The sequence below is a fragment of the uncultured Rothia sp. genome, from assembly GCF_963544205.1.
Taxonomy (GTDB): domain Bacteria; phylum Actinomycetota; class Actinomycetes; order Actinomycetales; family Micrococcaceae; genus Rothia.
The window spans coordinates 248594-261069 of sequence record NZ_CAUUDY010000001.1; the positions used below are offsets into that span (position 1 = coordinate 248594).

Here is a 12476-nt window from a genome sequence, read left to right on the forward strand (position 1 = left end):
TTTAGGGCATTTATTTGGAGTGCGTTTTATTTAGACTCGCAGTTTAAATAAATAGACGATTTTTTATAAATTCAAAAAATATTCGCCCAGAAATTTTCTACATGTTCTTACGCAAGAAGCCGCCCGGCGCATCCACAACAGGATGCACCGGGCGGCTTCTTCACGGGCTGACGGCTACCTTAGGTTGCAGGTTCGAAGGGGTTCAGGAGCCGAACATGCAGACGCTCGAAATCTTTTACGTTACGTGTTACGAGAGTAAGACCATGGGTCAAAGCAGTTGCAGCAATCCAGGCATCATTCTCGGGCGCTTTATCCGGTACATGAAGCCCTGCGCAACAATCAGCTACAGCTCCGTCAATAACAAGAGTCCGTTTCTGAAATTTCTCTCGGACTGCTGAAAACCATGCACGCAGGTAAGCGCCTTGCGCCGGATCCTTACGCTCCATGGCGAGTACTCCACGCTCCAGCTCCATCAGGGTCACGACGCTAATATAGAGCGGCTTGTCTGAGTAAATACGAAACCAAGATTCAAAGACGGGGTCAGCTTTGCCTCGAGAGAGTTTCCACAGCTCAGAAATGATATTGGTATCTAGCAGATACATCGTTACCCCTAGAACTCTACGACGGGGCGCTGATGCTTGGAGCGTTCAGCCATAGGAAAATCTTCAGGCAAATCTACATCCCCAGCAGGTTGAGGGTAGTTAACGAAGAAGTCATAGAGAGAGGACTCCTCCTGCTGGCTGCGCGAATACTCTTCGTAGGTCATAAGGACATACGTAGGTTCACCACGCTTAGTGATAATAACGGGTGATTGCTGGGCCTGCTTCTGAGCTTTGGCGAGATTCTGGTTGAACTCACGGCTAGTCATAACGGTCATGATTTCCCCCTTCTACTCATGACATAGAAAATATAAAGCATGTAACTACGTAGCTACATTATATTTTCCATTTGGTACTACGACAACCCCTCTATCTTTAGACCTTCTACATGTCGTTAGGAAGATACGCAAGAAGCCGCCCGGCGCATCCACAACAGGATGCACCGGGCGGCTTCTTCACGGGCTCTCAGCTACAAAGCTACACAGCCCAAGTCAGGGATTACTCCCATTCAATGGTTCCCGGGGGCTTGGAGGTAACGTCCAGCACCACTCGGTTAACGTCCTTGACCTCGTTCGTAATACGGTTCGAGATCTTAGCCAGCAGGTCGTACGGCAGGCGCGACCAGTCAGCGGTCATTGCGTCTTCCGAAGAGACCGGGCGCAGAACAATCGGGTGACCGTAGGTACGACCGTCGCCCTGAACGCCCACGGAGCGAACGCCAGCCAGCAGAACCACGGGGCACTGCCAGATGTGCTCGTCCTGGCCAGCTGCGGTCAGCTCTTCACGCACGATAGCGTCAGCGGCACGCAGGGTCTCGAGGTTCTCGCGGTTAACCTCGCCGACGATGCGGATGCCCAGGCCGGGGCCGGGGAAGGGCTGACGTGCCACGATCTTCTCGGGAACGCCGAGCTCACGACCGATAGCGCGGACCTCGTCCTTGAACAGGGTGCGCAGCGGCTCAACCAGTTCGAAGGTCAGGTCGTCGGGAAGGCCGCCCACGTTGTGGTGGCTCTTAATGTTTGCGGTGCCGTCGCCGCCGCCGGACTCAACAACGTCCGGGTACAGGGTGCCCTGAACCAGGAACTTGATGTCTGCGCCCTCTTCGCCAGCCTCGGCAATCAGCTTGCGCTGTGCCTCTTCGAAGGAGCGGATGAACTCGCGGCCGATAGCCTTACGCTTCGCCTCGGGCTCGGTGACACCCTCGAGTGCGGAGAGGAAACGCTCCGACTCGTCGATGGTGATGACCTTGATGCCCATGGACGCTGCGTAGTCCTGCTCGACCTGTTCACGCTCGCCCTCACGGAGCAGACCGTGGTCGATGAAGAAGCAGGTGAGCTGGTCGCCGACAGCCTTGTGCACGAGTGCTGCCGCCACGGAGGAGTCAACGCCGCCGGAGAGCGCGCAAATAACGCGGTCGCTACCGACCTGCTCGCGGATCTTAGCGACCTGCTCCTCGATGATGTTGTTGGTGGACCAGGTGGGCTTCAGGCCTGCCACATTGTAGAGGAAGTTCTCCAGGGCGACCTGGCCGTAGTCGGAGTGCTTCACCTCGGGGTGCCACTGCACGCCGCCGAGCTTGCGGGACTCGTCCACGAATGCTGCCACGGATGCGCCGGGGGTCTTTGCCAGCACCTCGAAGCCTTCGGGGGCTTCGGTCACGGAGTCACCGTGAGACATCCACACATTCTGGGTGGTGGGGGTGCCGGTCAGGAATGAGGAGTTCTCAGCGCAGACCACAGCGTCGGTTGCGCCGTATTCGCGCAGACCGGTCTGGGCGACGGTGCCGCCGAGGGTCTGGGCCATCACCTGGAAGCCGTAGCAGATACCGAAGATCGGCACGCCGGCTTCGAAGAGGGCCTTGTCGCCCTTGGGTGCGCCATCGGCGTAGACCGAGGAGGGGCCACCGGAGAGCACGATGGCTGCCGGGTTCTTGGCGAGCATCTTCTCGGTGCTCATGGAGTGGGGGACGATTTCGGAGTAGATGCCGGCTTCACGCACGCGACGAGCGATGAGCTGCGCGTACTGTGCACCGTAATCTACCACCAGGACGGGACGCTCTTCGAGCTGGTCCAGGTTCACAGAGTTGGTCACGAAAATTACCTCAACGTGTTGGTACTAATCCGCGCACTTGCGCGGGGATATATCTATTTTACGCTATCGCGGTGTGAGCTTGAACGCCCGCGGCGCGGGAACTATTCCGCGCATTGGCGGGTCATTCCGCCCCATAAAAGAAAGCCGGTATAAGAAAGCACCGCCCGGCGACCGGCAGACCAAAACCTGCCAACCGCCAAGCGGTGTTTCATGAAGCTACATTAGCCGCGGTAGGAGGGAACCACAGTCAGTTCCGCCTTCTGGAACTTCTTCAGGTCCAGGTAACCGCAGTTAGCCATTGCGCGCTTGAGCGCGCCGACAATGTTGCTGGTGCCGTTCACGTGGTGCGAAGGACCGTACAGGACTTCCTCCAGGGAGCCGACAACACCCAGCGGGGTGCGTACGCCGCGCGGGAAGTCCAGCGAGTGCGCCTCGTTGCCCCAGTACCAGCCCTGGCCGGGAGCCTCGGATGCGCGAGCCAGCGGAGCACCCAGCATGACGGCGTCAGCACCGAGTGCGAGCGCCTTCACCATGTCGCCGGAGCGGCCCAGGGAGCCGTCAGCAATCACGTGCACGTAGCGGCCACCGGACTCGTCCAGGTAGTCCGAACGTGCAGCGGCGACGTCTGCGATAGCGGTTGCCATCGGTGCGGAGATGCCCAGGCCCTGGCGGGTGGTCTGTGCGGAGCCGCCACCGAAGCCCACCAGAACGCCTGCGGCACCGGTACGCATCAGGTGCTTAGCCTGCGAGTAGCCAGCCACGCCACCGACGATGACCGGAACGTCCAGCTCGTAGATGAACTTCTTCAGGTTCAGCGGTTCGTGAGAGGTGGAAATGTGCTCAGCAGAGACGGACGCACCGCGGATAACGAACAGCTCAACACCAGCCTTCACCACGGTCTCGTAGTGCTCCTGGGTGTTCTGCGGGCTCAGGGAGCCGGCAACAACCACACCGGAGTCACGGATCTCTTCCAGGCGTGCAGTAATCAGTTCCGGCTTAATCGGCTCGGAGTAAATCTGCTGCATGCGGGTAGTTGCAGAGGCGGGATCTGCCTCGGGCAGCTCAACAATCTCGTCGAGCAGCGGCTGCGGGTCCTCGTAGCGGGTCCACAGGCCCTCGAGGTTCAGCACGCCCAGGCCACCCAGCTTGCCCAGGGCAATAGCGGTTGCCGGGGACATGACCGAGTCCATGGGCGCGCCAATGATGGGGGTGTCGAACTTGAAGGCGTCAATCTGCCAGGAGGTGTCGACGTCGCGGCGGTCGCGGGTACGGCGGGTGGGCACCAGCGCCACATCGTCCAGGGAGTAGGTGGGGCGGGCGTTCTTGGAGAGGCCAATCTGAATTTCAGACATGGGGTGAATCCTTTCGAATTCGGTTTGAGGGGTGCCGCTGGGCGTTATTCGCGCCGATGCCCGCCCGATACCTGAACGGGTATGGGGCGGGCTCAACGGCGCATGGTGTGCACACCATGCGGCGAATCATCGTTGGTGAGGCGTTTTAGCGGCGGTAGTTCGGTGCCTCAACGGTCATCATGATGTCGTGCGGGTGCGATTCCTTCAGACCTGCGGGGGTGATGCGCACGAACTGACCCTTGTACTTGAGCTCCTCGATGGTGCGGGAACCGACGTAGAACATGGTCTGGCGCAGGCCGCCTTCGAGCTGGTGAATCACTGCGGAGAGAGGGCCGCGGAAGGGAACCTGACCCTCAATACCCTCGGGGATCAGCTTCTCTTCGCTGGAGACATCAGCCTGGAAGTAGCGGTCCTTGGAGAAGGACTTGTGGCGGCCGCGAGTCTGCATTGCGCCCAGCGAACCCATGCCGCGGTATGCCTTGTACTGCTTACCGTTCATGAAGATCAGCTCACCGGGGGACTCGGTGGTACCAGCCAGCAGGGAGCCGAGCATCACGGAGTCAGCGCCTGCAACCAGTGCCTTGCCGATCTCGCCGGAGTGCTGCATACCGCCGTCAGCAATCAGCGGCACGCCTGCCGGGATTGCCGCCTTAGCGGACTCGTTGATAGCGGTCACCTGGGGAACGCCAACACCGGCGATGATGCGGGTGGTGCAGATGGAGCCGGGACCAACGCCGACCTTCACGCCGTCAGCGCCGGCGTCGATGATCGCCTGTGCGCCCAGGCGGGTTGCAGCCTGGCCACCGATGACGTCCACGTGTGCTGCGGCGGGGTCCTTCTTCAGGCGGGCGATCATGTCGAGCACGCCCTGGGAATGGCCGTTTGCGGTGTCCACGAACAGTGCGTCGACGCCTGCCTCGACCAGGGTCATTGCGCGCTCGTAGCCGTCACCGAAGAAGCCGATAGCGGCGCCGGCACGCAGGCGGCCGTCCTCGTCCTTGGTGGCATTGGGGTACTGCTCAGTCTTGACGAAGTCCTTGAGGGTAATCAGACCGGCGAGCTTGCCTGCGTCGTCGACCAGGGGCAGACGCTCAATCTTGTTGTTGGACAGCAGTGCGAATGCTTCGTCCTTGGTGACGCTGGGGTGCGCGGTGACCAGCGGCATGGGGGTCATGATGTCGCGGACGCGAATACCCTCGTAGTCGGAGCGGGAGATGTAGCGGATATCGCGGTTGGTGATAATACCTTCCAGCATGCCCTCTTCGCTGACGACGGGCAGACCGGAGACCTTGTAGTAGCCGCAGACCTCGTCGTATTCGGCGATGGTTGCGTCAGCACCGATGGTGACGGGGTTAATGATCATGCCGGACTCGGAGCGCTTGACGCGGTCCACGTGTGCAGCCTGGTCCTCGATGGAGAGGTTGCGGTGGATAACGCCCATACCGCCCAGACGTGCCATAGCGATTGCCATAGCGGAGTCGGTCACGGTGTCCATTGCGGCGGAAATGATGGGGGTGTTCAGGGTGATGCGCTTGGACAGGCGGGTGGAGGTGTCCGCATCGGAGGGGATGACGTCGGTGTTGCCGGGCAGCAGCAGCACGTCATCGTAGGTCAGGCCGGTGAAGCCGAAGGGATCCTCGGACAGAGCGGTGGGAATGGTCATTGTCTACCTTTCGGATGCTGGCTTCATCGGTGAGAAGCTCAGCCTATACGTTGCGTATGTCAAGATGCGGTACGACCCGTCTGCTCGCACCCCACAAGGTGGTTTGAGCGCAAACGGGAACAGCTTACCTTCTATAGTAAACCGCTAAAGGTTTCTTTGCTGAGAAGCACTCATAGTAAGCACCCCTCAGCGGGAGGCTGTCGGCAGGTTCTAGCGCACCCACGAACGCGAGCGCATCCGAGCCTACCGACAGCGAGTGCCCGGTACCGCCTCCATGGTGGAGGGGGCGGCACCGGGCACACACACTATTTAGTCTTCTTCAGTTTCTTCGGGCTTCTCAACCACCAGGGTCTCGGTGGTCAGCACCAGAGCCGCGATGGAGGATGCGTTCTGCAGAGCCGAACGGGTCACCTTCACCGGGTCAATCACACCGGCTTCGATGAGGTCCACGTACTCGCCGGTCTTGGCGTTGAAGCCGTGACCCACGGGCAGTTCGGAGACCTTGGAGACGATGACGTAGCCGTCTTCGCCAGCGTTCTCAGCGATCCAGCGCAGCGGCTGAACCAGGGCGCGGCGAACGATCTGTACACCCACGTTTGCATCGTGGTTGCCCAGGTCCATGCCGTCCAGTGCCTTCAGCGCGTGAACCAGCGCGGAACCGCCGCCGGAGACGATGCCCTCTTCCAGGGCCGCACGGGTGGAGGACACAGCGTCCTCGATGCGGTGCTTGCGTTCCTTCGCCTCAACCTCGGTTGCGGCACCGACCTTGATCACGCCCACGCCGCCGGCGAGCTTAGCCAGGCGTTCCTTGAGCTTCTCGCGGTCCCATTCGGAATCCACGCGCTCAATTTCGCGGCGCAGCTGCTGCACGCGGTCCTCGATTGCCTCGGGGTCGCCGCCGCCGTCCACAATAGTGGTGTGGGACTTGGTGACGGTCACGCGGCGTGCCGAACCCAGGTGCTCCAGGGTGACCTGCGGCAGGTCAATGCCGAGCTCGCCAGTCACGACGGTACCGCCGGTCAGGATTGCCAGGTCCTGCATGATTGCCTTGCGGCGGTCACCGAAACCGGGAGCCTTCAGAGCCACCACGTTGATGGTGCCGCGCAGCTTGTTCACGACCAGTGCGGAGAGCGCCTCGCCGTCAACGTCTTCAGCGATGATGGTCAGCGGCTTCTTCGCCTGAACGATCTTCTCGAGCACGGGCATGATCTCTGCGATGGTGGAAATCTTGCCCTGGTAGAGCAGCACGAGGCTGTTCTCCAGCACTGCTTCGCCGCGCTCAGCGTCGGTCACGAAGGAGGGCGAGAGGTAGCCCTTGTCGAACTGCATACCTTCGGTGATGTCCAGCTCAATTTCGGTGGAGGAGCCGTCTTCGATGGTGATGACGCCGTCCTGGCCGACCTTCTCGAAGGCGCGAGCCAGCAGCTCACCAATCTGCTCGGACTGCGCGGAGATAGCGGCAACGTGCGCCACCTCGGGGCCCTGCACGGGGCGTGCGTTCTCGAGCAGGCGTGCGGAGACAGCCTCCACGGCAGCCTCAATGCCGCGCTTGACGTCGGCGGGTGCTGCACCGCTGGTGACGTTGCGCAGGCCCTCGTTGACCAGTGCCTGTGCGAGCACGGTTGCGGTGGTGGTACCGTCACCGGCTACGTCGTTGGTCTTGGTGGCGACTTCCTTCGCCAGCTGGGCGCCCAGGTTCTCGTACGGGTCGTCCAGTTCAATTTCGCGGGCGATGGACACGCCGTCGTTGGTGATGACGGGTGCACCCCACTGCTTGTCGAGCACAACATTGCGCCCACGCGGGCCGAGGGTTACCTTGACCGCGTTTGCCAGCTTATCGACGCCAGCCTGCAGGGACTTGCGGGCGGCATCGTTGAATTCAAGCTGCTTAGCCATGTGTTCGCTACTCCTAGTGCGTCACAGAAAGGAAAAATTCTGAGGGGGCAGATGATAGCTCATGCGCCGTACCGGATGAGCGGTACGGCGCATGAGCATCTGAAAGTATTAGTCGACGATTGCCAGAACGTCGCGTGCGGAGAGAATCAGGTACTCTTCGCCCTGGTACTTGACCTCGGTGCCACCGTAGCGGGAGAACACGACAACGTCGCCTTCCTTGATGTCTACGGGGATGCGGTTGCCCTTCTCATCCACGCGGCCCGGACCAACGGCGACAACGCGTGCTTCCTGCGGCTTTTCCTTCGCAGTTTCGGGGATAACCAGACCGGATGCGGTGGTCTGCTCAGCCTGTTCGATCTTGATAACGACGCGGTCTTCCAGCGGCTTGATGGCCATAATCGGTTCCTCCGGATTGTGGATTGACGTTTAATGCGAGACAGCGGCGCAGTGGCGCGCCCGATAACTGTCTCGAGTGCTACCTCAACTCTAATTTCACCTGCGCTTTCGGTCAAGAAAAGCGGCGCTCTGCCGGGGTGTTTCACCGCAAGGCGAACGCTGAGCAAAAAGCTGGGCGGTGCGGGTGTTCCTGCGGGGTTCCGACAGGCATACCTGGGACGCGCCCGTGGCATGCCACCCCGTAAAATGAGGAGCATGCCTACCTCCCCTTTTACTCCCGCCGCTGAGCTACCGTTCAGCGCCGAAGCGCTCGCGGCAGCCGATGAGCTCTACCCGCTGGAGTCGGACACCCTCAGCGCCGTTACTTCCCTGCGTTCGCGCGGTTTCAGTCCCGAGGAGTCCGCGCAGATCATTTCGCTGGCGCAGGCCCGTACCCGTGCGCGCGCTAAGTTCGGCGAGCGCGCCCGCGTCCTCATGCTGACCCAGGAGGCGGCCGAGCAGGCAACCCGCCCGGTGATTGCGCATTATCGCGCTCAGCGTCTGCACCCGGTTGCCGGCACGGTGGCTGATTTGGGGTGCGGTATTGCCTCGGATTCTGCCGTGTATGCGGCGGACCGCGGCGCCGTGGTTGCGGTGGAGCTGGACCCGCTGACGGCTTCTTTTGCGGCGAAGAACCTTGAGTTCTGCCCGCAGGCGCGCGTGTACTCGGGGGATGTGACCGACTATGTGCACGGTGAGCTGCTGGACGCTGCCGGTGAGCCGGTGGGCATTGTGTGGATGGACCCGGCACGCCGCGAGTTGCACGGTGCCAAGAAGGCGCAGACGGAGCGCCTGTTTGACCCGGAGGCGTTCTCGCCCCCGTTCTCGTTCGTGCTGAATCTGGCGCGCACCGGCGTGCCGATGGGTGTGAAGCTGGGCCCCGGTTTTCCGCATGAGGGCATCCCCTCCCCCGAGGACATTGCCTCGGAGGCGAACCCCGCCCCGCGCGTTGAGGCGGAGTGGATTCAGTCGGAGGGTTCCCTCGCCGAACTCGTCCTCTGGTTTAACGCGTTGGCACAGGAGGGTGTGGCTCGCACGGCAACCTCAGTGCGTGAGCTGCCTGCTGAAGAAGCCGGTCTCGGTGAAAGCTCCGAGGAAATCCCCAGCGAAAGCTCTAACGAAGACTCCAACAAAACCAGCGCCCTACTACCGCCCTACGAGGCGGTCAGCTTCCGCAGCCCCCTCACAGCGGCAGAGGCGGAGCAGAGCGTGGAGGTTCCGGTGTCCCTGCCGCAGCCGGGCGAATACCTACTGGAGCCTGCCCCGGCGATTGTACGCTCGCACCTGGTCGCGGAGTTTGCGCAGAGTATTGGCGCGCATCTGCTGGATGAGCACCTGGCCTACCTGTGTTCCGCCGAGCCGGTGGAGCATCCACTGGTTGCCTGCTACGAGGTGCTGGAGGAGATTCCCCTGCAGGAGAAGCAGCTGAAGCGTTGGGTGCGTGAGCAGGGTTTTACGGCGCTGACGATTAAGAAGCGTGGCGTGGATATTGTTCCGGAGCAGTTGCGTGCGCGTCTGCTGGGTTCTGCAGGTTCTAAGACCTCTAAGAAAAAACAGAAAAAGAATGCTAATTCTTCTTCGGGTGCGCAGGAGTCCTCATATCGCCCGGCAACACTGGTCTTCACGCGCATCGGTTCGGGTAGGGACTCGCGCCGCATCGGCTGGCACGTGCGCCCGCTCTAGTTTTCAGGCCCCACGCATCCGGCTGTAAGTTCGGATTACCGTTCGTGACGATTCGTTACGGCACCGTTCCGGATTCTGCACCCGACAGGGCGCCGAGCACCGCTAGACCGTACACTAGATACAGTGCCTAATGAGAAGATACGGGCCTGATAAAGATACGGTGCCCAGTAGAGGTACTCCCCCGCGGAGCCTGCTCTCACCAGCTAGTACCCTGCCGGGCAGAACCCACCGATAGCAAACTTCCGTAGTCGGCACTGTGCACGACACTATTTCCAGACGCAGGAAAGGCCATATGATCGACTTTGCTTCCTCCCCGCAGTCCACTCTCGGCGTGGAATGGGAGATTGCACTTATCGACCGTGAAAGCGGCGAACTGACCCAGCGCGCCGGCGAGGTGCTGTCCATCCTGCGCGAGCGCCGCCCCGAGCTACTCGAGCCCGCCTCCGACCGCGCGCACGTGACCGGCGAATTCCTGGAGAACACCATCGAGGTGGTGACCGGCATCTGCCACACCGTCGCCGAGGCATGCCGCCAGCTGCAGGAGCTCACCGATATCATCCGTGAAATCACCGATGACCTGGGCATTGAGTTCTACCCCGCCGGCACGCACCCCTTCTCCCACTGGGCTGATCAGCCGGTCGTGGCGAAGGAACGCTACCAGCGCGTGGTTGAGCGCGCCCAGTATTGGGGCCGCCACATGGTCATTTACGGTGTGCACGTGCACGTGGGCATTGACTCCCGCGATAAGGTTCTGCCGCTCATTGACGCGCTGACCAACTACGGCCCGCATCTGCTGGCGCTCTCCTGTTCCTCCCCCTACTGGGAGGGCATCGACACCGGTTACGCTTCGCACCGCACCCAGCTCTACCAGCAGCTGCCCACGAACGGCCTGCCCTTCCACTTTGATACGTGGGAGCAGTACAGCGAGTACCTGGATTCACTGGTGGCGACCGACGTAATTAACGACCCGAGCGAGGACCGTTGGGATGTGCGCCCGGTTCCGCGCTACGGCACGATTGAGATGCGCTATTGCGACGGTCTGGCCTCCCTGCCGGATGTTGCCGCGATCGTGGCGTTCACGCAGTGCCTGGTGGAGTACTTCTCCCGCCAGGTTGAGGCGGGCGAAAGCATTGAGGTGCTGGCACCCTGGCACGCGCAGGAGAACAAGTGGCGCGTTGCCCGCTACGGCCTGGACGCAAAGATTGTGGTTTCCAACGAGCCGGTGCAGCGTACCCTGCGCGAGGACTTCGAGCTGCTTCTGCCCAAGCTGGAGCCGGTGGCACGCGACCTTGACTGCGAGATAGAGCTGGCGCAGGTGCGTCGCATCCTCGCCGAGGGTACGGGTGCGGATCGCCAGCGTGCGGTCTTCGAGAAGACCGGCTCCCTGCGTGAGGTGGCGCTGGACGTTGCCGCCCAGTCTCGTGCGCGAGCACTGCGCTAACCCCTCGCGGGAAGAAAACTTAGATACGTAAAATGCCTCGGCGCAGTCCTTTGAGAGACTGTGCCGAGGCATTTCTACGCGCATTTTCAAGGCGAACCGCGTGGGTGCGCTCGCCTTGCCAATTAGAAGCAGACCGTTTAGAACAGCCCGCTTAGAAACAAACAGTGGTCACCGGCAGCGAGGAGTCCGTCGTGAAGTCCACGCCCGAGGGCTCACGACCGGCGGCGACCAGGCGGGCGCCCAGCGCCGCAACCATCGCGCCGTTATCGGTGCACAGGGTGAACTTCGGGATGATCAGGCGCACCCCCTCGGAGGCGCATCGGGCGGCAAGCAGCTCACGCAGACGCGAATTAGCCGCCACGCCACCGCCGAGCAGCAGGGTCTTCATGCCCTGCTCACGGCAAGCCAGCATAGCCTTCTTGGTGATGACGTCTACGACAGCCTCCTGGAAGGATGCGGCAATATCGGCAACCGGAACCTCTTCACCGGCGGCCTCAAAGCTCTCAATCACGCGCGCCACGGCGGTCTTCAGACCCGAGAAGGAGAAATCGTAGCGGTGCGCGCCGGGCTCCTCGGCGGTGCCCATGAACTTGCGGTTCGACAGGCCACGCGGGAATACGAAGGCGTTGCGGTTGCCCTCGGCTGCGGCGCGGTCAATGGCGGGGCCGCCCGGGTAGTCCAGGCCGAGCAGGCGGGCGACCTTGTCGTAGGCTTCACCGGCGGCATCGTCCAGGGTTGCGCCGAGCAGATGCACATCGGAGGTAATGTCGCGCACCTGCAGGATTTCGGTATGACCGCCAGAAACCAGCAGCGCACCCAGACCACCGGAGCCAGCGTTCGCCAGCAGGTCGGAGCCGTCCTCGGTGCCGTTATCTTCCAGAAGGCCAACGCCAACGTGGGCGACCAGGTGGTTGATGCCGTAGAGGGGCTTGCCGGTGGCAATAGCGAGCGCCTTCGCCGCGGAAACGCCAACCATCAGGGCGCCAGCCAGGCCGGGGCCCGCGGTGACGGCGATAGCGTCCACCTCATCGAGGGTGATGTCGGCCTCTGCGAGTGCCGCTTTGAGGGCGGGAATCATGGCGTCCAGGTGGGCGCGGGAGGCGATTTCGGGGATCACGCCGCCAAAGCGCACGTGCTCTTCCATGGAGGAGGAGATGGTGTTGCTGAGCAGCTGTGCACCGCGCACAATGCCGATACCGGTCTCATCACAGGAGGATTCGATACCCAGAACGAGGGGTTCGCGAGTGCTCATAGTTCGTCTTTCTGTTGCGCTGTCTGCGCGTAGTGCTTCTTGATGCTGTGGTGTAGGGGCGGGT

Annotated in this window: 10 protein-coding genes; 2 read left to right on the forward strand and 8 right to left on the reverse strand. The window is 61.7% G+C overall.

From position 1 onward, the window contains the following. Positions 1–179: 179 nt before the first annotated feature. The 7 genes from RWZ58_RS00965 to groES form a co-directional block, all read right to left on the reverse strand. Complete coding sequence (locus RWZ58_RS00965; protein ID WP_314656830.1) at positions 180–602, reverse strand: type II toxin-antitoxin system VapC family toxin; 423 nt, start codon at positions 600–602, stop codon at positions 180–182. Between the two features lie 8 nt (positions 603–610). Then, positions 611–877, reverse strand: a complete 267-nt coding sequence (locus RWZ58_RS00970) for a type II toxin-antitoxin system Phd/YefM family antitoxin (protein ID WP_314656832.1) — start codon at positions 875–877, stop codon at positions 611–613. Between the two features lie 220 nt (positions 878–1097). Continuing rightward, entirely contained in the window at positions 1098–2690 is a 1593-nt protein-coding gene (guaA, locus tag RWZ58_RS00975) for a glutamine-hydrolyzing GMP synthase (protein ID WP_049331985.1), read from the reverse strand. 221 nt (positions 2691–2911) lie between these two features. Further along, a complete protein-coding gene (locus RWZ58_RS00980) occupies positions 2912–4042 on the reverse strand; it encodes a GuaB3 family IMP dehydrogenase-related protein (RefSeq protein ID WP_070690995.1) in 1131 nt (376 codons plus the stop codon). 145 nt (positions 4043–4187) lie between these two features. After that, on the reverse strand, positions 4188–5705 hold the full coding sequence (gene guaB, locus RWZ58_RS00985) for an IMP dehydrogenase (protein ID WP_314656833.1): 1518 nt from the start codon (positions 5703–5705) through the stop codon (positions 4188–4190). A gap of 309 nt (positions 5706–6014) precedes the next feature. Continuing rightward, a complete protein-coding gene (groL, locus tag RWZ58_RS00990) occupies positions 6015–7601 on the reverse strand; it encodes a chaperonin GroEL (protein ID WP_049327584.1) in 1587 nt (528 codons plus the stop codon). A gap of 108 nt (positions 7602–7709) precedes the next feature. Further along, positions 7710–7997 (reverse strand): co-chaperone GroES, encoded by a 288-nt coding sequence (gene groES, locus RWZ58_RS00995; protein WP_005505066.1) that lies wholly within the window; start codon positions 7995–7997, stop codon positions 7710–7712. 246 nt (positions 7998–8243) lie between these two features. On the opposite strand from groES, the gene RWZ58_RS01000 reads away from it, so the two are divergent. Both RWZ58_RS01000 and RWZ58_RS01005 read left to right on the forward strand, forming a co-directional pair. Continuing rightward, positions 8244–9719, forward strand: a complete 1476-nt coding sequence (locus RWZ58_RS01000; RefSeq protein WP_314657041.1) for a THUMP-like domain-containing protein — start codon at positions 8244–8246, stop codon at positions 9717–9719. Between the two features lie 292 nt (positions 9720–10011). After that, positions 10012–11160 (forward strand): glutamate--cysteine ligase, encoded by a 1149-nt coding sequence (locus tag RWZ58_RS01005; protein ID WP_314656834.1) that lies wholly within the window; start codon positions 10012–10014, stop codon positions 11158–11160. Positions 11161–11311: 151 nt separating this feature from the next. Here the strand turns inward: RWZ58_RS01005 and tsaD are convergent, their stop codons facing one another. Next, entirely contained in the window at positions 11312–12412 is a 1101-nt protein-coding gene (gene tsaD, locus RWZ58_RS01010; protein WP_314656836.1) for a tRNA (adenosine(37)-N6)-threonylcarbamoyltransferase complex transferase subunit TsaD, read from the reverse strand. Positions 12413–12476 lie beyond the last annotated feature (64 nt).